At 69.6% G+C, this 19,176-nt stretch carries 19 protein-coding genes; 14 read left to right on the top strand and 5 right to left on the bottom strand.

Features of this window, described 5'->3' with window-relative positions; genetic code table 11:
- Positions 1 to 125: 125 nt before the first annotated feature.
- Positions 126 to 989, top strand: a complete 864-nt coding sequence (locus tag B2869_RS03035; protein ID WP_292762561.1) for a cytochrome b/b6 domain-containing protein — start codon at positions 126 to 128, stop codon at positions 987 to 989.
- A gap of 33 nt (positions 990 to 1,022) precedes the next feature.
- Positions 1,023 to 2,174 carry an acetyl-CoA C-acetyltransferase gene (locus tag B2869_RS03040; protein WP_292762564.1) on the top strand — a complete coding sequence of 384 codons (1,152 nt, stop codon included), beginning with the start codon at positions 1,023 to 1,025 and terminating at the stop codon, positions 2,172 to 2,174.
- 78 nt (positions 2,175 to 2,252) lie between these two features.
- Here the strand turns inward: B2869_RS03040 and B2869_RS03045 are convergent, their stop codons facing one another.
- Positions 2,253 to 2,762: a GNAT family N-acetyltransferase gene (locus B2869_RS03045; RefSeq protein WP_029267742.1), complete on the bottom strand. Its 510-nt coding sequence runs from the start codon at positions 2,760 to 2,762 to the stop codon at positions 2,253 to 2,255.
- A 131-nt stretch (positions 2,763 to 2,893) separates the two neighbouring features.
- Between B2869_RS03045 and B2869_RS03050 the strand changes: the two genes are divergently transcribed.
- The 7 genes from B2869_RS03050 (at position 2,894) to rocD (ending at position 11,397) form a co-directional block, all read left to right on the top strand.
- A complete protein-coding gene (locus tag B2869_RS03050; RefSeq protein ID WP_292762572.1) occupies positions 2,894 to 3,454 on the top strand; it encodes an acyl-CoA thioesterase in 561 nt (186 codons plus the stop codon).
- A gap of 248 nt (positions 3,455 to 3,702) precedes the next feature.
- The gene (locus tag B2869_RS03055) at positions 3,703 to 7,353 is read left to right on the top strand and encodes a proline dehydrogenase family protein (protein ID WP_292762575.1); all 3,651 of its coding nucleotides are present in this window, start codon (positions 3,703 to 3,705) and stop codon (positions 7,351 to 7,353) included.
- A gap of 81 nt (positions 7,354 to 7,434) precedes the next feature.
- Positions 7,435 to 7,869: a hypothetical protein gene (locus tag B2869_RS03060; RefSeq protein ID WP_292762578.1), complete on the top strand. Its 435-nt coding sequence runs from the start codon at positions 7,435 to 7,437 to the stop codon at positions 7,867 to 7,869.
- Positions 7,869 to 8,099 carry a helix-turn-helix transcriptional regulator gene (locus B2869_RS03065; RefSeq protein ID WP_021200351.1) on the top strand — a complete coding sequence of 77 codons (231 nt, stop codon included), beginning with the start codon at positions 7,869 to 7,871 and terminating at the stop codon, positions 8,097 to 8,099. Before B2869_RS03060 ends, B2869_RS03065 begins: the two co-directional genes overlap by 1 nt.
- Positions 8,096 to 9,109, top strand: coding sequence for an NAD(P)-dependent alcohol dehydrogenase (locus tag B2869_RS03070; protein ID WP_292762582.1), 1,014 nt, complete (start codon positions 8,096 to 8,098; stop codon positions 9,107 to 9,109). The genes B2869_RS03065 and B2869_RS03070 overlap by 4 nt, the downstream gene beginning before the upstream one ends.
- A 171-nt stretch (positions 9,110 to 9,280) precedes the next feature.
- Entirely contained in the window at positions 9,281 to 10,159 is an 879-nt protein-coding gene (ddaH, locus tag B2869_RS03075) for a dimethylargininase (protein WP_021200304.1), read from the top strand.
- A complete protein-coding gene (gene rocD / locus B2869_RS03080; protein ID WP_021200303.1) occupies positions 10,156 to 11,397 on the top strand; it encodes an ornithine--oxo-acid transaminase in 1,242 nt (413 codons plus the stop codon). Before ddaH ends, rocD begins: the two co-directional genes overlap by 4 nt.
- Positions 11,398 to 11,511: 114 nt before the next feature.
- On the opposite strand, the gene B2869_RS03085 is transcribed toward rocD, so the two are convergent.
- The 3 genes from B2869_RS03085 to B2869_RS03095 form a co-directional block, all read right to left on the bottom strand.
- A complete protein-coding gene (locus tag B2869_RS03085; protein WP_021200302.1) occupies positions 11,512 to 11,799 on the bottom strand; it encodes a hypothetical protein in 288 nt (95 codons plus the stop codon).
- A 63-nt stretch (positions 11,800 to 11,862) separates the two neighbouring features.
- Complete coding sequence (locus B2869_RS03090; protein ID WP_292762663.1) at positions 11,863 to 13,197, bottom strand: MFS transporter; 1,335 nt, start codon at positions 13,195 to 13,197, stop codon at positions 11,863 to 11,865.
- 5 nt (positions 13,198 to 13,202) lie between these two features.
- Positions 13,203 to 13,643, bottom strand: coding sequence for a MarR family winged helix-turn-helix transcriptional regulator (locus B2869_RS03095; RefSeq protein WP_021200300.1), 441 nt, complete (start codon positions 13,641 to 13,643; stop codon positions 13,203 to 13,205).
- A 59-nt stretch (positions 13,644 to 13,702) separates the two neighbouring features.
- Between B2869_RS03095 and B2869_RS03100 the strand changes: the two genes are divergently transcribed.
- The 5 genes from B2869_RS03100 to B2869_RS03120 all read left to right on the top strand — a co-directional run bounded on the left by B2869_RS03100 (position 13,703) and on the right by B2869_RS03120 (position 18,463).
- Complete coding sequence (locus tag B2869_RS03100) at positions 13,703 to 14,440, top strand: copper homeostasis protein CutC (protein WP_292762592.1); 738 nt, start codon at positions 13,703 to 13,705, stop codon at positions 14,438 to 14,440.
- 55 nt (positions 14,441 to 14,495) lie between these two features.
- Complete coding sequence (locus B2869_RS03105) at positions 14,496 to 15,347, top strand: alpha/beta fold hydrolase (RefSeq protein WP_029259852.1); 852 nt, start codon at positions 14,496 to 14,498, stop codon at positions 15,345 to 15,347.
- 212 nt (positions 15,348 to 15,559) lie between these two features.
- Positions 15,560 to 16,351 carry a DUF1684 domain-containing protein gene (locus B2869_RS03110; RefSeq protein WP_292762595.1) on the top strand — a complete coding sequence of 264 codons (792 nt, stop codon included), beginning with the start codon at positions 15,560 to 15,562 and terminating at the stop codon, positions 16,349 to 16,351.
- Between the two features lie 37 nt (positions 16,352 to 16,388).
- Entirely contained in the window at positions 16,389 to 17,438 is a 1,050-nt protein-coding gene (locus B2869_RS03115; protein WP_292762598.1) for a lipoate--protein ligase family protein, read from the top strand.
- Between the two features lie 59 nt (positions 17,439 to 17,497).
- Entirely contained in the window at positions 17,498 to 18,463 is a 966-nt protein-coding gene (locus B2869_RS03120) for a DNA-methyltransferase (RefSeq protein ID WP_036331750.1), read from the top strand.
- Between the two features lie 9 nt (positions 18,464 to 18,472).
- Here B2869_RS03120 and B2869_RS03125 read toward each other — a convergent pair whose 3' ends face one another.
- On the bottom strand, positions 18,473 to 19,042 hold the full coding sequence (locus B2869_RS03125; RefSeq protein WP_021200294.1) for a TetR/AcrR family transcriptional regulator: 570 nt from the start codon (positions 19,040 to 19,042) through the stop codon (positions 18,473 to 18,475).
- Between the last annotated feature and the right edge of the window lie 134 nt (positions 19,043 to 19,176).

Raw genomic sequence — 19,176 nt, forward strand, 5'->3', positions numbered from 1 at the left:
CCGACCGCGCGCCCCCGCTGCGGTGGACGCCCACGGTCTGAAACGGGCGCGCGCCACGTCGCATCGCCGAGCCACCCGCCGCTGCGACCGGTCGACGCCGTCCGACGTGGCCCCAGGCCATCGCCGTGCTGTTCGGCGCCGCCGCGCTCGGAGTCCTCGCGGGCGCCGCCATCGCGTTCGTGCGCGCACTCCTGAGCTTCCCGTTCATGCAGGACTTCCTCGCAGCCTTCCCGGGCGAGTACGAGCCGGGGATCGCGGTCGAACCCGGATTCTCGCCCTGGGTCGGCTGGCAGCACTTCTTCAACATGTTCCTGATGGTGCTGATCATCCGTTCCGGGCTCCAGGTGCGTACCGAGAAGCGGCCGACCGTCTTCTGGACGCCCCGCGGCAACGCCAAGGGCAAGATCAGCCTGAACCTCTGGTTCCACCAGTCGCTCGACATCCTGTGGCTCGTGAACGGCGTGATCTTCGTGGTGCTGCTGTTCGTGACCGGTCACTGGGTGCGCATCGTGCCGACGAGCTGGGAGGTCTTCCCGAACGCGCTGTCGGCGGTCCTCCAGTACGTCTCGTTCGACTGGCCGCACGAGAACGGCTGGAACAACTACAACAGCCTGCAGCAGCTCGCCTACTTCGCGACCGTGTTCATCGCCGCGCCGCTGGCGGCGATCACCGGATTCCGCATGTCGGGGCTCTGGCCGAAGAAGGCCGAGAAGCTGTCGAAGGCCTACCCGGTCGAGTGGGCGCGCGCCCTGCACTTCCCGATCATGCTCTACTTCGTGGCATTCATCATCGCCCACGTCGCCCTTGTGATGCTCACCGGCTTCCTGCGCAACCTGAACCACATGTTCGCTTCGCAGGACGCGGTCACCTGGACCGGATTCTGGGTGTTCATCCTCTCGCTCGTGGTGATCGCGATCGGCTGGGTAGCCGCCCGGCCCCTCGTGCTCGCGCCCATCGCAAAGGCGTTCGGCAAGGTCTCGGGCCGCTGACGTCACCGCGTCTCCCGCGACGGAAGGAAGATCATGGTCGAGGCATACATCATCGACGCGGTCCGTTCCCCGGTGGGGCGGCGTGGGGGATCGCTCTCCGGCATCCATCCCGCTGATCTCGGGGCACACAGCCTGCGGGCGCTGGTCGACCGCGTCGGTGTCGATCCCGCCGCGATCGACGACGTCGTGCTCGGCACGATCGACGCGATCGGCGGGCAGTCGGGCAATGTCGCACGCACCGCCGCTCTGGTCGCCGGATTCCCCGAGCACGTGCCCGGCGTCACGATCGACCGTCAGTGCGGATCGAGCCAGCAGGCCGTGCACTTCGCGGCGCAGGCCGTGATGAGCGGTGTGAACGACCTCGTCATCGCGGGCGGTCTGCAGAACATGTCGCAGGTGCCTCTGACCGCGGCCGCGACCGTCGGGGAGCAGTACGATTTCACGACCCCGTACGCGGAGTCTCCCGGGTGGCGCGAGCGCTACGGCGATCAGGAGATCTCGCAGTTCGCCGGTGCGGAGATGATCGCCGAGAAATGTGACATCTCCCGTGCGGAGATGGAGCAGTTCGCCCTGGAGAGCCACCGTCGTGCGGCCGTCGCTCAGGACGAGGGGCGTTTCGCGAACGAGATCACGCCCCTGAACGGCCTCGCCAACGACGAGGGGGTGCGGCGGGACACGACCCTGGAGCGGATGGCTGGACTCGCACCGCTGCGGGAGGGGGGACGGATCACCGCTGCCGTGTCGTCGCAGATCAGCGATGCCTCCAGCGCCGTGCTCATCGCCAGCGAACGGGCGGTGCGCGAGCACGGGTTCACGCCCCGCGCGCGCATCCATCGGATGACCGTTCGCGGTGCCAGTCCGGTGCTCATGCTCACCGCGCCCATCCCGGCGACCCGGCATGCTCTGGAGCGCGCGGGACTCGGTGTCGCCGACATCGATCTGTTCGAGGTGAACGAGGCCTTCGCGCCCGTCGTGCTCGCCTGGATGCGCGAACTCGATGCCCCGCACGAGAAGGTCAACGTCAACGGCGGGGCCATCGCCCTCGGGCACCCCATCGGTGCGACCGGCACCAGACTGCTCACGACCATGCTGAACGAACTCGAGCGCACCGGCGGCAGGTACGGCCTGCAGGCGATGTGCGAGGGTGGCGGCATCGCGAACGTGACCATCATCGAGCGCCTCTGAGCCGGAGCGACCGGAACCGACAGCGAGAACGGGCCGCCTCCGAGGGGAGACGGCCCGTTCTGCGTGCGCGGCGGTGTATCAGGGGCGGACGAAGCGCACTTCGGTCAGCGTCTCGCCGAGGAACGGCTCCGTGTGCGATGCTCCGTCGAGGTGGAATCCGTTGCGCGTGTAGAAGCGGTGCGCGCGGGGGTTGTCCTCGGCCACCCACAGGTACAGAGGCTCGTCCTTCTCGACGGCCGCGTCGAACAGCTTCTGACCGATGCCGGTCGAGTGCCACGCGTCGAGCAGGTAGATGAAGTACAGCTCGCGGAACGCGGGGGCATCCTTGTCGCGGGCAGGACCGGAGCCGACGAAGCCGACGATCTCGCCGTCGACGAGCGCGGCGTTCATCTTGAACTCGGGGCCCTGCGAGGCCCAGTGCGTCCACAGCTCGGCCATGCGGCGGGGCGAGACCTTCTCCAGCGCCGCCTTGCTGATCAGGTGGTCGTAGGTCTCGTGCCAGCACTGCGCATGCACGCGACCGAGGGCTTCCGCATCCACATCACGAACCGGACGGACGATGACTTCAGGCTGGGCTTCGGCGCTCATGTTCGTGACTCTACGCGCGGCGTCCACGAAGAGGAAATCGAGGGGATGTTCGATGACACCCGATGCATCGGCATGGAGGGTTCGTACAATGATGTTCGCGAATCGTGCACGCCTGGCTACGATCATTCTTCGTGAACGTGATCTGGCGGACCCTCCTGGTGATCCTCGGCGCTCGCCGCCGCGTGCGACGGGGGAGGACTCTCGATGCGTCGTCGGTCAGCAGCATCCACCTGACCACGCTGCCGACCGACATCGACATCCTGCGCCACATGAACAACGGGCGCTACCTGTCGCTCTTCGACCTCGGACGCTGGGATCTGCTGATACGCACCGGGCTGTTCGACGCGATGAAGGACCGCGGCTGGTACGCGGTCGTCTCCAGCGAGACGGTCACGTTCCGCAAGTCGCTCCAGCTCTGGCAGCGGTTCGAGGTGCAGTCGCGCTTCATCGGGCACGACGACAAGGCGGTGTTCCTCGAGCACAGGGCCGTCGTCGACGGAGAGATCTACGCGCGGGTGATCGTGCGCTCGCGCATGTTGCGCCGTACCGGCGGCACCGTCAGCAACGAAGAGCTGTTCGCCGCCGTCGGCAAGCCCGAGGGCGTGCCGGAGATCGATGCGTGGGTGCACGACTGGGCCGCGGCATCCGCCCTCCCTCCCGTGCGGGTGAAGACCCCGAGCGTCTGGGGCTGAGCAGCGGTTCTCGACATCGCTTCGCGCGCGACCCAGGGTGATGGGGCCCGATGTGGGTCGGTCCCGTCGGCATCGGGCAGGGACTTCTGCTGTTCGTACCGTCGGCACGCCGATGGTTCCGTGAAGCGAACGACCGGCACCCCGGCGCCGTTTCGAATCGCGCAGATGACGGCATCCGGGAGGGAAAAGCGACCATTTGCGCGATTCGAACGGCGGGAGGATACTGCACCAGACCTAGGCTGAAATCCATGTCAGATCTCCCGCCGGATGCCGTGGCATCCGCACCCCTCGCCGACCGTGCCGTCGAGCTCGCTCGGCGGTGGGCGATCGAAGCCGCGGCGATCGAGCCCGACCCCGCGGCCGCACGTCTGGCCGGAGTGCTGCAGGACGCGAACGGGCTGCCGTTCACCCTCGGCTTCGTCGACGGCGTCATGCGCCCGGAGAGCCTGACCGCCGCAGCCTCGCAGCTGCACCGGATCGCCCCGATCGTGCCGGAGTTCCTGCCCTGGTACCTGCGCTCGGCCGTGCGTCTCGGTGGTGGTGTCGCGCAGGTTCTGCCGTCACCCGTCGTGCCGATCGCCCGTCGGGTGCTCCGTGACATGGTCGGGCATCTCGTGGTGGATGCGCGACCTGCGAAGCTCGGGGCTGCGATCGAGCGGATCCGGGAGAGCGGCTCCCGTCTCAACCTGAACCTGCTCGGCGAGGCCGTGCTCGGCGAGGCGGAGGCGCGGCGACGGCTCGACGGCATCCACGCGCTCATCCGGCGTCCCGATGTCGACTACGTCTCGGTGAAGGTCTCGGCGATCATCAGCCACCTCTCCATGTGGGCGTTCGACGAGGTCGTCGACGAGGTGGTCGAAAGACTGCTCCCGCTGTACCTGACGGCGGCGGCCGACGGCACCTTCCTGAACCTCGACATGGAGGAGTACCGCGACCTCGACCTCACGATCGCGGTCTTCACGCGCATCCTCGAGGACCCGCGCCTGGCCGGGCTCGAAGCGGGCATCGTGCTGCAGGCCTACCTGCCCGACGCCCTGCCCGCCCTGCAGGAGCTCACCGCCTGGTCGCAGGACCGCGTCGCGCACGGCGGCGCCCGCATCAAGGTACGCCTCGTGAAGGGGGCGAACCTCGCGATGGAGAACGTCGAGGCCCGGATGCACGGGTGGACGCCTGCGACCTACGACACCAAGCTCGACACCGACGCGAACTACCTGCGCTGTCTGGATTGGGCTCTGCAGCCCGAGCACACCGCGGCCGTGAAGCTCGGCATCGCAGGGCACAACCTCTTCGGCATCGCGTATGCCTGGCTGCTCGCCGGAGAACGGGGGGTGCGCGAGGCCGTCGAGTTCGAGATGCTCCTGGGCATGGCGCAGGGGCAGGTGCAGGCGGTGTCGCGCGAGGTCGGCCCTGTGCTGCTGTACGTGCCGGTGGTCGAGCCCGCCGAGTTCGATGTGGCGATCAGCTATCTGGTGCGCCGGCTCGAGGAGAACGCCTCGTCGGACAACTTCCTCTCCGCCGCGTTCCGGCTCGGAGAGGACGAGGCGCTGTTCGTGCGCGAGCAGGATCGCTTCCTCGATGCGCTCGACAGGTCGGCCGACGCTACGCTCCGCGTCGGCCCGCGTCGCACGCAGGACCGCAGCGCGCCCGTGCACGAGTCCGTGCGGACGGCACCCGCAGCCCCGGTGCCCGAGACCGACCTCACCAAGGCGGTGCTCGGCATCTCGCGCGGATCCGACGACGGCGGGCGCGAGGCGTTCCTCGAGACCGCCGTGTACTCGGCGCGCGAGCTGGACCAGGATGCCGGTGGCGCTCCGGGCTTCTCGAACACGGTCGACACCGATCCTGCTCTCCCCGCGAACCGGGAGTGGGCACGCGAGGTGCGCGAGCGCATCGCCGCCTCCGATCTGGGAGACGCCACGATCGCATCTGCCCGGGTGTCCGATCCCGAGGATCTCGAGCGGATCGTGCAGGGCGTGCGCCGGGCCGCTCCAACATGGGGTGGGCGGCCGGCTGCCGAGCGGGCCGAGGTGCTGCTGCGTGCGGCGGCCGCACTCGAGTCGCGGCGAGGGGACCTCATCGAGGTCGCGGCCTCCGAGACGGGCAAGGTCTTGGCGGAAGCCGACGTCGAGGTCAGCGAAGCCGTCGACTTCGCCCGCTACTACGCCGCCAAGGCGCGCGAGCTCGACGCGATCGCCGGCGCCGTGTTCGTTCCGGCATCCGTCACCGTCGTCACGCCACCCTGGAACTTTCCCCTCGCGATCCCCGCGGGTGGGGTGCTCGCCGCGCTCGCCGCAGGTTCGGGTGTCGTCTTCAAGCCCGCTCCGCAGGCCCGCCGCTGCGCCGCCGTCATCGCCGAGACCCTGTGGCAGGCGGGGGTGCCGCGCGACCTGCTCGCGCTCGTCGACATCGAGGAGGGGGAGCTCGGCCGCGAGCTCATCACGCACGACGCCGTCGACCGGGTGATCCTCACCGGCGCGTGGGACACGGCGGCGCTGTTCCGCTCCTGGCGCTCCGATCTGCCGCTTCTCGCGGAGACCAGCGGCAAGAACGCGATCATCATCACCCCCTCGGCGGATCTCGATCTCGCGGTCGGCGACCTCGTCAAGAGCGCCTTCGGCCACGCCGGGCAGAAGTGCTCGGCGGCCTCGCTCGCCATCCTCGTGGGACCGGTCGGACGCTCCGCCCGGTTCGCGCGTCAGCTGGCCGACGCCGTGCGGTCGCTGCACGTCGGGCAGCCCACCGATCCGCTGGCCGAGGTGGGCCCGGTGATCGACCAGCCGACCGGAAAGCTCGCGTGGGCGCTGAGCGAGCTGGAGGGCGACGAGCAATGGCTGATCGAACCGTCGCTCGCTGCGGGGGACGACGGCAGCCGACGCCTGTGGCGGCCCGGGGTGCGGGTCGGGGTCCAGCCGGGGTCGCGTTTCCACACCGAGGAGTTCTTCGGGCCGGTGCTCGGCGTGATGCATGCGCCGACGCTCGCGCGCGCCGTCGAGATGCAGAACGCCGTCGCCTACGGCCTCACCGCAGGACTCCACACCCAGGACCCGGAGGAGCTCGCGTTCTGGCTCGGCCGTGTGCAGGCGGGCAACCTCTACGTGAACCGCGGCATCACCGGAGCCATCGTGCAGCGCCAGCCGTTCGGAGGGTGGAAGCGCTCCTCCGTCGGCCCCGGTGCCAAGGCGGGCGGCCCGAACTACCTCATCGGTCTGGGATCCTGGCGTTCCCTGCCGGGTGGGCCGGCCTCCAGCACGCTGCATCTGCGGGGACTCGACTCCCGCATCACCGCCCTCATCGAGGCGGCCCAGTCGTCGCTCGCCTACGAGTCGTTCGAGTGGTTGCGGCGCTCGGCCTTGTCGGATGCGCTGGCCTGGGACCGCGAGTTCGGGCAGGTCCGTGATGTCTCGCGTCTCGGCGTCGAGCGCAACCTGTTCCGCTATCGCCCGGTGCCGGTCGAGGTCCGCGCGACCGACGATGCGGCACTGCAGGATCTGCTGCGCGTCGTGATCGCAGGTGTGCGGTCAGGGGCGAAGTTCGTCATCTCGACCCCGGTCGGGGTGCCCGGCGAGGTGCGTCGCGCTCTCGGTGACCTGGATGCCCCGGTGTTCCTGGAGAGCGACGACGAGTGGCTGCAGCGGCTGCTGCGACAGGACGATGCACCCGAGGGCGTCGCGCTGCCGGTGAGCGATCGGGTGCGGCTGGTCGGCGGGCGGGACGGTGTCGCCGCCCTTCGCGCGAAGCTCGCCACGGCTTCCGCCGGCGACCCCGACCTGGCGGTGTACGACGGCGAGGTGACGGCCGCCGCCCGCATCGAGCTGCTGCCGTTCGTGCACGAGCAGTCGATCTCGATCACCGCCCACCGCTACGGCAACCTCGACCCGTGGAGCAGCGACGTGATCTGAGCCTGGTGTAAAGAATTCTTGACACACTTCCCCGACGGACGTACGCTGAGCGTGTCAATAATCTTTTACATCGGAGTCGTCATGGTCTACGAAGAGCGCAATGCCTGGGCGGGACTCATCGTCAGCCCGATCGTGATGGTCGTCTACGTCGTGCTGGTGCTCCAGCAGGCCGGGGGAGGGCCGCTCACCGCTGTCGACTGGTTCCCGCTCATGCTGTGGGTGATCGGCGGCGGCATCGTCGCGACGATCATCCTCAGCGTCGGGTGGGGCGTCATCGCGGGGCTGAGAGACCCCGACGGTGTCGGCCGTTCCGACATCCGCGACCGCGACATCAGCCGCATGGGCGGCCGAGTGGAGCAGGCTTTCGTCGTGATCGCCGGTCTCGGGGTCATCGCGCTGTGCGCCGTCGGCGCCGATGTCTTCTGGATCGCGAACACCATGTTCGCGGGCTTCGCGGTGTCGGCGTTCATCGGCGGCATCGCCCGGGTGGTCGCCTACCGGCGGGGCCTCGTCTGATGGTCAAGCCCACCCGCGTCTCGAACACCATCCGCGCGCATCGCGAACAGGCCGGACTCACCCAGGCCGAGCTCGCGCGCACGGTCGGCGTGACGCGCCAGACCCTCATCGCGATCGAGCAGCAGAAGTACTCGCCGACACTCGAACTCGCCTTCCAGATCGCCCGCGCGTTCGGCGTGGGGCTCGACGACATCTTCGAATACCCCGACACGTCAGGAGCATCATCATGAGCCGTTCGATGAAGGCGTGGCGTCGGGAGACGTACGGTCCGGCCGACGGCGTCGCCCTGGAGCGCATCCCGGTTCCGACGCCCGGCCGCGGCGAGGTGCTGCTGCGGGTGCGCGCCACGGCGTTGAACGCGGGCGATGTGCGCCTCCTGCTCGGCGATCCGCTGCTCGTGCGTCCGGTGTTCGGCTTGACCCGCCCGAAGCACCCGGTGCGCGGGATGGAGGTCGCGGGCACCGTGGTCGCCGTCGGACCCGACGTCGTGGGCGCGGAGATCGGCGAAGACGTGGTGGGTGAGCTCGTCGGCGGCGGAGGTCTCGGCGAGTACGTGAGCGTTCCCGCCGCGCGGCTCGTTCCCGTCCCGATCGATATCGTCCCGGAGACCGCGGCGTGCCTCCCGGTGGCCGGGGGAACCGCCTGGCAGGCGCTCGACCTCGCGGGCGTCGGCCTCACGCAGCGTGCTCGCGCCGATGGCGCGCCGAGAGTGCTGATCATCGGTGCCTCCGGAGGGGTGGGCACGTTCGCGGTGCAGCTCGCAGCTCTCCGCGGCGCCGAGGTCTGGGCGTCCTGCCGTGACCGCAACGCACCGCTGATCGAGCAGCTGGGTGCCGTGCGCACCTTCGACCACCGGACGTCGCCCCTGAGCGCGCTGCCGGACGGCCGATTCGATGCGATCGTCGACATCGCCGGAGGGATGCCGTTGCGGGAGCTGAAGCGTCTCGTGGCTCCCGGCGGCACGGTCGTGCTGGTCACGGGCGACGGGGGACACGTGCTCGGCCCGATCCCGCGGATGCTCCGCGCGGTGTTCCTGTCGATCGGCTCGCGGAGCATCCGACCACTCGCCGCGACGCCGCGTCCCGAGGTGCTGGCGAAGCTCCTCGAACTCGTCGCCGATGGCCGCCTGGTTCCCGTGATCGAGCGGGAGTACCCCTTCGCCGAGGCATCCGCCGCTCTCGCCCGTCTGGAAGCGGGCCACACCGTCGGCAAGCTGGTGGTCACCGGCTCCGCCCTCTGATCCGTTCCTGCCCGTCGGCGCTCTGGCGGCGTACAGGGGGCGGGTGACAGAATGGACCTCGGCGTGCCCGAGTCGCATCTTCCCCGACGCCCGCTCGATCGAGCGAAGGGTCGAAGGACCGCCGGGCCCCTGGACAGCGTCCGCCGCGCCCGTCCCACGAGGAGAGCACCCATGTCGACGCCTGAAGCCGCCGTCTCCACCGCCCCCGCCCGCACCGCGCACCACCGCCGCTATCTCATGTGCAAGCCGGAGCACTTCACGGTCAACTACTCCATCAACCCGTGGATGGAGCCGACCAAGCCCACCGACACCGCCAACGCGGTCGCGCAGTGGCAGAAGCTCCACGACCTGTACATCGAGCTGGGCCACGAGGTCGAGCTCATCGAGCCGCTTCCCGGCTACCCCGACATGGTCTACACGGCCAACGGCGGATTCCTCATCGACGGTCGCGCCTACGTGCCCGAGTTCCGTTTCGTCGAGCGTCAGGGCGAGTCGCCGGCCTTTGCCGACTGGTTCCGTGCCGCCGGCTACGACACGGTGATGCCGAAGGAGGTCAACGAGGGCGAGGGCGACTTCCTGCTCGTCGGCGACGTGATCCTGGCCGGTACCGGCTTCCGCTCCACGGGCGACAGCCACCGCGAGGTCGGCGAGGTCTTCGGGCGCGAGGTCGTGTCGCTCAACCTGGTCGACCCGCGTTTCTACCACCTCGACACCGCGATCGCCGTGCTCGATCCGGTGCAGGGTGTGGAGAACGGCGGCCCGGAGCGCGCGAACATCGCCTACCTCCCCGGCGCCTTCGACGACGCCAGCCGCGCGATTCTCGAGGAGCGCTTCCCCGACGCGATCCTGGTCTCTGACGAGGACGGTTCGGTGTTCGGCCTGAACTCGGCGAGCGACGGCTACAACGTGGTCATCTCGCCGCGGGCGAAGGGCTTCGAGAAGCAGCTGCGCGAGCGCGGCTACAACCCGATCATGGTGGACCTGTCCGAGCTGCTGCTCGGCGGCGGCGGCATCAAGTGCTGCACGCTCGAGCTGCGGGGTGCGAAGTGACCGCGGTCGACGAGACCACGGGAACAGCGACCCCGGGAACAGCGGCCACGGCGGGAGAGGCGGGCACCGAGCCGCACGTCGCCCACAACTACCACCCGCTGCCGGTGAACATCGCCCGCGCGGAGGGTGCGTGGGTGACCGACGTCGAGGGCAAGCGTTACCTCGACCTGCTCGCGGCGTACTCGGCCGTGAACTTCGGCCACCGGCATCCGGCCCTCGTCGCCGCGCTCACCGAGCAGCTCGGCCGGGTCACGCTCGTCAGCCGTGCGTTCCAGAGCGACCGGCTGGAGCCGTTCGCCGCGGCGCTCGCGGAGCTGGCGGGCAAGGATCTCGTGCTGCCGATGAACACCGGCGCCGAGGCCGTCGAGACCGGCATCAAGGTCGCCCGCGCCTGGGGCTATCGCGTCAAGGGCATCCCCGAGGGCAAGGCGCGCATCATCGTCGCGGCCGGCAACTTCCACGGCCGCACGACGACGATCGTCAGCTTCAGCGACGACGACACGGCGCGTGACGACTTCGGCCCCTACACACCGGGCTTCGATGTGGTGCCGTACGGAGATGCGGATGCGATCGCCGCGGCCATCACCGACGACACGGCGGCCGTGCTGGTCGAACCGATCCAGGGCGAGGCCGGTGTCGTGATCCCGCCGGAGGGCTACCTCCGCCGCATCCGCGAGATCTGCGACGAGAAGAACGTGCTGTTCATCGCCGACGAGATCCAGGCGGGGCTCGGCCGCGTGGGCGAGACCTTCGCGTGCGATCGTGAAGGCGTCGTGCCCGACCTGTACCTCCTGGGCAAGGCGCTCGGCGGCGGCATCCTCCCGGTATCCGCCGTGGTCGGCGACGCCGACGTGCTGGGCGTCATCCGACCGGGCGAGCACGGGTCGACGTTCGGCGGCAACCCGCTGGCCGCGGCCGTGGGCCTGCGCGTGGTCGAGATGCTGCAGACCGGTGAGTTCCAGGAGCGGGCGCGCGCACTCGGCGCCCACCTGGAGCAGGCGCTGCAGCCGCTGATCGGGCACGGCGTCACGGCCGTGCGCATCGCCGGGCTCTGGGCCGGCGTCGACATCGATCCCGCGAAGGGCACCGGGCGTCAGATCGCCGAGAAGCTGCTCGAACGCGGCGTGCTCGTCAAGGACACGCACGGACAGACGGTGCGCATCGCTCCGCCGCTCGTGATCCGCGCGACCGAGCTCGACTGGGCGGTGGAGCAGCTCAAGCTCGTGCTGGGCGCCTAGGCCCGACGCGCAGAACCCTACCCGCGCGGCTCGACGCGACACGAGCAACGCCACCGCAGGGGAGGGCCGTCTCTGGGGATGGACGGCTGGCGGTGGCGTTGCCCTCGTGCACGCTCAGGCGGGCGGGGAATCCGGATCGAGCGTCTTGAGGGTGTCCTCTTCGGCGGCGTTGTCCGCGTCGAGCTGATCCTCGGTGTGCTCGTCGCCACCGAGCGCTGCGCGATGGCCCTGGCCGGCGTCGCCCTGGATGGCGCCGCCCGTGGATTCGCCGCGCGAGCTGTCGCCCTGGATGGCGCCGCCGGTGCCGTCGCCCTGGCCCGAGTCTTCGTCCGGTGCTCCGACGCCGGGCGCGCCCTCTGCCGGATCCTGCGGATGGGGGGTGCGTTCCGTGTTCTCGTCCATGCACAGACGGTACGACCGGTCGCCCCGGGTCGTGCAGGGCGTTGACAAATCCCGCGAGGAGGGTCAGTCTCCGAGGTTGCGCTTCTCGGCGGTGCGGATCGGCGTGGTCACGGCGGCCTCGTCGCTGAACTCGATCGGGTCGACCTCGATCACGCGAAGCGGGCGGGTCTCGTCGAGCGTGAGCAGGAACCGGCGGTTCTCGTCCCGGCGGAGTCGGCCGGAGGTCGCGACCCAGGTCACCCCGATCGCGCAGGCCACGAACCCGGCCGTGCCACCGAGCATGATCGCGGCCCGCGGGCCGAACGTGTCGGCGACCCATCCCGCGATGGGGGCCCCGATGGGGGTAGAACCCATGATGACGGCCATATACAGGGCGAGCACGCGTCCGCGCAGAGCGGGGTCGGTCGTGATCTGCACGTAGCCGTTGGCGGTGGTGAGCAGCGTCACGATCATGAAGCCGGTGAAGGTCAGAGTGACGGCGTAGGAGGCATACGTGGGCATGGCCGACGACACGAACGCGGCGATGCCGAAACCTCCGGCAGCGAGGATCACCACGCGCACTCTGGCGCGATCGCGCCGGGCGGCGAGGAGCGCCCCGATGAGGGATCCGATCGCGAGTACCGAGCTGAGCACGCCGTAGCCGTCGGCGCCCGCGCCGAACTCGAGCGCCATGGTCGAGGCGAAGATCGGGAAGTTCATGCCGAAGGCGCCGATCAGGAAGACCGTCACGAACACCACGCGCAGGTCGCTGCGCCCCCATACGTACCGGAACCCGTCGGCGAGCCCCCCGCGATTGCGGTTCTTCAGACGTGGGGCGAGCAGGCTGCGGCGCATGAGCAGCAGGGCGAGCAGCATCGCCAGGAACGTCGCCGCGTTCACGATGAACACCCAGCCCGAGCCGATCGCCACGATCAGCAGGCCGCCGACGGCGGGTCCGACCATACGGGCGAGGTTGAACGACGCGGAGTTGAGGGCCACCGCGTTGGAGGTGTCGCCGGTGGAGACCATGTCGGAGACGAACGCCTGTCGAGCCGGAGCGTCGAACGCGTTCACGATGCCGAATCCGAGGGCGAAGCCGAACATCATCGGCAGGGTCATGAGGCCGCCGAGCAGCAGCGCGCCGACCGCGATCGCGAGGGCGAGCAGCGCCGACTGGGTGGCGAACAGGATGTGCCGCCGGTCGAAGCGGTCGGCCACCCACCCGGTCAGGCTCACGAGCACGAGCGGGGGCCCGAACTGCAGGGCCATCGTGACGCCCATCGCGGTGGCGTCGTTGTCGGTGAGCTCGGTGAGCACCACCCAGTCCTGCGCCGTGGCCTGCATCCACCCGCCGACGTTGGAGATCAGGGCGCCCGCGAACCAGATCCGGTAGTTGATGTTCGCGAAGGAGCGGAACATGGCGCTCATCGCTCCACCACCCGCCTCATCAGGGCGCTGGCTTCACGCAGCGTGGTCAGCTCGGCCTCGGAGTAGTCGACCTCGCGCAGCATGTCGGCGAGCAGCTCGTCGCGACGGCGGATGGTCTCGACGACGATCTCGCTGCCGGCCTCGGTGATGTCGACCTGTACGCGGCGGCGATCGTCCTCATCGGGGGTGCGCACGACGAAGCCCTGCTCTTCGAGGCCGTTGATCGTGCTGGTCATCGACGGTGCGGTGACGCGCTCGCGCTGGGCGAGGGTCGAGATCGTACGGCGTCCGTTCATGCGCAGGTCGGCGAGCACCGCCAGCTGCGCGTCGCTCATCGAGTCGGCGGCGCGGGCGCAGCGAAGGCGGCGGGCCAGCCGGAACGTGGCCATGCGAAGGTCTGTGGCGGTGAGGTCGAGGGATTCATCAGACGCAGACATTACTTAGATAGCCTATCTAATTTTCCGGATGTCGGCAGGAGAGCGGGCACAATGGAGGGGTGACCCGATCGCTCGCCTTGGAAATCGCCGTGCAGGACCCCGCCGGAGTGCGGATCGCCAAGGAGGTCGGCGCTGCACGCGTCGAACTCGCCACCGCCCTCGCCCTCGGCGGACTCACCCCGTCGCCGGCAACGCTCGAACTCGCCGTCGAGGCGGCAGGAGCCGACGGCCCCGAGGTGCACGTGCTGATCCGCCCACGCGCGGGTGGATTCCACTACGACGACGACGAGCTGGCGGTCGCCGAGCTCGACGTGCGCCGTGCGATCGCCTCCGGTGCCTCCGGTGTGGTCATCGGTGCCCTGGATGCCGACGGGCGTCTCGACCTGTTCGCGATGGCACGTCTGCGTGATGCGGCCGGGGGAGCGCCCGTCACGCTGCACCGTGCGATCGATGTGACGGCCGACCCTGTCGCGACACTGCAGAGCGCCCGCGAGCTGGGCCTGCGTCGTGTGCTCACGTCCGGGGGAGCGTCCGCGGCGATCGACGGCATCGACACGCTGCGTGCCCTCGTCGCCGCAGCCGAGGGCGAGATCGAGATCATGGCGGGCAGCGGCGTCGACGTGGCCAGCGCCCCGGTTCTGGCGGCGGCGGGGGTCGATGCGATCCACTTCTCCGCCAAGCGCGCCGTGACCCAGGACGGCGGCGTGCGCATGGGCTCCGCCTCCGACGGGGTCGGCGGATACGAGGTCACCGATCGCGACATCGCCTTCGCGATCCGGGATGCCCTCGCGCGGTAGCCGCCCGCCTCGCCCGGTAGCCGCCCTCTCGCGTGATGGGTAGGCTCGCACCGTGATGGATACCCGTGAGTTCACCGATGCCTATGGCGTCGACATCGTCTACGACGTCCATCCCGCCGAGGGGACTCCCCGCGGCGTGGTGCAGCTGCTGCACGGCGTCGGCGAGCACGCGGGGAGGTACGGCGCGCTGATCGCGGCGCTCACCGCTGCCGGTTTCCATGTCTACGCCGATGACCATCGTGGACACGGTCGCACCGGCATCCGTCAGCACGGCGGCCCGGAGAAGCTCGGCCGTCTGGGCAAGGGCGGGCTGCGCGCGGCCGAGGACGCCGTCTGGCAGCTGACGGGCATCATCCGCGACGAGAACCCCGATCTGCCCCTCGTGCTGCTCGGTCATTCCTGGGGTTCGTTCCTGGCGCAGATGCTCGTCAACGACCACCCGGAAGCCTGGGACGCCGTCATCCTCTCCGGCTCGGCACTGCGGATGCCGGGGTCGCTCAACGCCGCGCCCCTGAACGCGCGCTGGGCAGGCGAGGGCGCGACCGGTCTCGAATGGCTCAGCCGCGACCCCGCCGTCTGGGCCGCGTTCGATGAGGATCCGCTGACCACCGACGTGCCGCTGCTCAAGCTCTTCGGCCCGATCGAGGCCGCGAAGCTCTACGGTCGTCCTGCCAAGGACCTGGGACACGACATCCCGATGCTGCTGCTCGTGGGTCGCGACGACCCGGTGGGTGGACCCCGCAGCGTGCACAAGCTCGCCGACGAGTACCGCAGCCGTTCCGGTCTCACCGACGTCACGACGCTCGTCTACCCGGATGCGCGGCACGAGATCTTCGCCGAGCTGCAGCAGGAAGAGGTGCGCGCCGACGTGCTCGCCTGGCTCGACACGCACATCCCCGCGCGCTGAGACCCACGTCGCCATCGGCGAGACCCACGGCCCGCGCCCATACCCACCGTGGCGCGCGTACGTGAACATGGGTGTCGGCGGAGAGCGTGGGTCTCGGTGTGAGATCTTTCCGACGATGCCGGTATGACGCGGCGTTACGCGCGGTGAAGGCGTGTGACACGACCGCCTCGCCGGCCGCGGAGCCCCCGTAGATTCGGGGCAATATTCCGCGCATGAGCGAGGAGAGCCCCCGCTGTGCGGTTCCCTCGCCGGGAGGGAGCGCTCCGTTGAGCTTCGTGAAGGACTGGCAGGACTGGCACGCGTCACGCGAACGCTATGCGGGCTCGGAGTACGGTCCGTCGGCGCTCGAGTCGACGAACTGGCTCATCACCGAAGCGGCGGCCGTCGACGGCATCCCCGGGCTCTGGGCGCTCACCGGCGACGGGGGTATCCGTGGCAGCGAGCTCGGCCAGGCGGGATCCACCGTCGTGCTGCGCGGAGGCGAGAGCATCCGTCTCGGCCGGCGTGAGCTGCGGGTGTTCGAGCGCCACGGCACGCTCGCCCTGCGTGTGCTGAATCCGGCGCGCCCGCAGCGCGAGTGGTTCACGGCGATCGACGCCTACGCCCCCGATGAGCGCTGGCGGCTGCCGGCCGTGTTCGAGGAGACCCCGGACGAGCGGATCGTGATCACCTCGGTCGACGGCGATGCGCGCGAGACTCCCGTCGCCGGGCGGCTGCGGTTCGAGCTGGCGGGGGCGCCGCAGACGCTCACCGTGACCAGGAGCGCTCAGGGCACGTTGAGCGCGGTGTTCGCCGACGGGACGAACGGGCTCGAGACCTACCGCTTCCGCTTCCTCCCTGTCGACGAACCCGCCGCCGATGGCACGGCCGTGATCGACTTCAACCGCGCCTACCTGCCACCGTGTGCGTTCTCGGATCAGTTCGTGTGCCCGCTGCCGCCCGCCGGCAACAGGTATTCGACGCCGATCAGGGCGGGAGAGCGCGTGGTGGTGCTCGGAGGCTGACCGCCGGAACGAGGGCTGCGCGCCTTAAGCTGGAACCGTGCACGGTGAATACAAGGTCCCAGGGGGAAAGCTCGTCGTCGTCGACCTCGAGATCGAAGACGACCGGATCTCGCGCTTCCGCCTCGCCGGAGACTTCTTCCTCGAACCCGACTCGGCGCTCGACGACATCAACGCCGCGGTCGATGGGCTGCCCGTGGAGTCCGATGCGACCGCGATCGCGACCGCGGTGCGCGAAGCCCTCCCCGACGGGGCTCAGCTGCTCGGCTTCACACCCGAGGCCGTGGGCACCGCGGTGCGCCGCGCACTCGTGACCGCCCCGGGGTGGCGTGACTTCGACTGGGAGATCGTGCACGAGAAGGCGGTCTCGCCGCGCATGAACCTGGCCCTCGACGAGGTGCTCACCTCCCGCGTGGGCGAAGGGCGCCGCCGACCCACCCTGCGCATCTGGGAGTGGGACGAGTCGGCCGTGGTGATCGGCTCGTTCCAGTCGTACCGCAACGAGGTCGACCCCGAGGGTGCCGCGAAGCACGGATTCGACGTGGTCCGCCGCATCTCCGGCGGGGGTGCGATGCTCATGGCCGCCGGGCAGATCATCACGTACTCGCTCTATGTGCCGGCATCCCTGGTCGCGGGTATGACCTTCGCCGACTCCTACGCCTTCCTCGACGACTGGGTGCTGCAGGCGCTGCGCTCGCTCGGCATCGACGCGGTCTACCAGCCGCTCAACGACATCGCGAGCCCGACCGGCAAGATCGGCGGTGCCGCCCAGAAGCGCCTCGCCAACGGCGGCGTCCTGCACCACGCCACCCTCTCGTACGACATCGACGGGCAGATGATGACCGAGGTGCTGCGCATCGGCCGCGAGAAGCTCAGCGACAAGGGCACTGCATCCGCCGCCAAGCGCGTCGATCCGCTGCGCAGCCAGACCGGACTCGAGCGCGCCGAGATCATCGAGCGCTTCAAGGACACCTTCCGCTCGCTGACCCATGCCGAGACCGGTTCGATCTCTGCGGACGAGTACGCCGACGCCGAGGCGCTCGTCGAGTCGAAGTTCGCCACCGAGGCGTGGCTGCATCGGGTGCCGTGACGGCGCCGGACCCGGTTGTTCCCGCCGCGGCGGACCCGCAGGGCGTGGCGCCTGACGTCATGCCGGTGATCGCGCCGGTCGTGCCGGGGGCGGTGACGATCGTCGAGGGCGACAACCTCGCCGTCGCGGCGACCCTGCCCTCCGGGTCCTTCAGCCTGGTGTACCTCGATCCGCCGTTCAACACCGGCCGCACGCAGGAGCGGCAGGTGGTCACTGCGCGGCGGACGTTCATGACTCAGGAGGAGAGCGCGGATTCAGGCACGGCAGCCGTCCGAACCGGGAACACGGAGCCGGTCGTCCTGAGTTCTGCACCGGGTGCCGGTGAGTCCGAGCCGGGGACCGAGGTGCGGCATGGCTTCCACGGCCATGCGTACGAGCGCGTACGCGGGATGCTGCGTGCCTATGACGACCGCTTCGACGACTACGGCGCCTTCCTGATGCCGCGGCTCGAGGAGGCCTGGCGGCTGCTCGCCGACGACGGCACTCTGTACCTGCACCTCGACTATCGCGAGGCGCACTACGCGAAGGTCATGCTCGACGCGGTCTTCGGACGGGACTGCTTCCTCAACGAGCTGATCTGGGCGTACGACTACGGTGCCAAGTCGCGCAGCCGCTGGCCGACCAAGCACGACACGATCCTGGTCTACGTGAAGAACCCACGGGAGTATGTCTTCAACTCCGACGAGGTCGACCGCGAGCCCTACATGGCGCCCGGGCTGGTCACGGCCGAGAAGGCCGCGCGCGGCAAACTCCCCACCGACGTCTGGTGGCACACCATCGTGCCGACGACCGGACGGGAGAAGACCGGCTACCCCACGCAGAAGCCCGAGGGGATCCTGCGGCGTATCGTCACGGCGTCGAGTCGCCCTGGCGACCGGGTGCTCGATCTGTTCGCGGGGAGTGGCACGACGGGAGCTGTCGCCTCGGCGCTCGGCCGCGACGCTGTGCTCGTCGATGACAACCCCGAGGCTGTCCGGATCATGAGGGCCCGAATGCCGCACGCCGTCGCGACGACGCTCGACTGAGGCGGGTCGTCAGGCCGGACGCAGCAGCACCAGGAACTGCTCGATCTCGGCGGCCATGTCGAGGGACGGATCGAGCATCCACGCGGCCTGGAGCCCGTCGGCCAGGGCGTGCAGAGTGCGCACCACCCAAGCGGGGTCGAGGTCGTCGCGCATCCGTCCGGCCTTCTGGTCTTCGGCGACCTGCGCGCGGGTGAAGGCCTCGACCCGCTCGGTGCGCTCGCGGAAATAGGCGTGGGCGGGGTGGGAGGGGTCTCCGGCCTCGGCGGCCAGCTGTGCGTAGAGCTGCACGAGACCGGGTACCGAGGTGTTGTGGCGCATGACCGCGAGGAACGCGGAGGAGGCGTCTTCGCCCGCGTATTCCTGCTCGTCGCGGTCGTCTCTGGCGCGGAGGATCGCGACGAAGAGCTCTTCCTTGCTGCCGAAGTAGTGCAGGAGTCCCGCGGGGCTGAGTCCGGCGGCATCCGCGATCTCGCGTACGGAGGCCTTGCGGTATCCGTGCTCCGCGACGACGGCGAGGGCGGCCTCGAGGATCTCCTCGCGTTTGGCGACACCCTTCGCATACGCCCCTCGTGTCGCCATGGCTCCAGGGTAACCGTCACGACCAGATCACAAAAACCAAACAACGTTCGTGAATGACTTGCGAAGGGTGGAGACGATCTGTCAGCATGTCGGGTGAATACCGAATGCCGTTTGGTATTGATCAGATTCGCTCA

Source organism: Microbacterium sp. UBA3486, from assembly GCF_002377845.1.
Lineage (GTDB): Bacteria > Actinomycetota > Actinomycetes > Actinomycetales > Microbacteriaceae > Microbacterium > Microbacterium maritypicum_A.

Bases quoted from the DNA above. Each gene is read 5' to 3' on its own strand.
- B2869_RS03040 (WP_292762564.1), top strand. From the start codon at position 1,023: ATGGTCGAGGCATACATCATCGACGCGGTCCGTTCCCCGGTGGGGCGG.
- B2869_RS03045 (WP_029267742.1), bottom strand. From the start codon at position 2,762: ATGAGCGCCGAAGCCCAGCCTGAAGTCATCGTCCGTCCGGTTCGTGAT.
- B2869_RS03055 (WP_292762575.1), top strand. From the start codon at position 3,703: ATGTCAGATCTCCCGCCGGATGCCGTGGCATCCGCACCCCTCGCCGAC.
- B2869_RS03060 (WP_292762578.1), top strand. From the start codon at position 7,435: ATGGTCTACGAAGAGCGCAATGCCTGGGCGGGACTCATCGTCAGCCCG.
- B2869_RS03065 (WP_021200351.1), top strand. From the start codon at position 7,869: ATGGTCAAGCCCACCCGCGTCTCGAACACCATCCGCGCGCATCGCGAA.
- B2869_RS03070 (WP_292762582.1), top strand. From the start codon at position 8,096: ATGAGCCGTTCGATGAAGGCGTGGCGTCGGGAGACGTACGGTCCGGCC.
- ddaH (WP_021200304.1), top strand. From the start codon at position 9,281: ATGTCGACGCCTGAAGCCGCCGTCTCCACCGCCCCCGCCCGCACCGCG.
- B2869_RS03085 (WP_021200302.1), bottom strand. From the start codon at position 11,799: ATGGACGAGAACACGGAACGCACCCCCCATCCGCAGGATCCGGCAGAG.
- B2869_RS03090 (WP_292762663.1), bottom strand. From the start codon at position 13,197: ATGTTCCGCTCCTTCGCGAACATCAACTACCGGATCTGGTTCGCGGGC.
- B2869_RS03095 (WP_021200300.1), bottom strand. From the start codon at position 13,643: ATGTCTGCGTCTGATGAATCCCTCGACCTCACCGCCACAGACCTTCGC.
- B2869_RS03105 (WP_029259852.1), top strand. From the start codon at position 14,496: ATGGATACCCGTGAGTTCACCGATGCCTATGGCGTCGACATCGTCTAC.
- B2869_RS03110 (WP_292762595.1), top strand. From the start codon at position 15,560: ATGAGCGAGGAGAGCCCCCGCTGTGCGGTTCCCTCGCCGGGAGGGAGC.
- B2869_RS03120 (WP_036331750.1), top strand. From the start codon at position 17,498: ATGCCGGTGATCGCGCCGGTCGTGCCGGGGGCGGTGACGATCGTCGAG.
- B2869_RS03125 (WP_021200294.1), bottom strand. From the start codon at position 19,042: ATGGCGACACGAGGGGCGTATGCGAAGGGTGTCGCCAAACGCGAGGAG.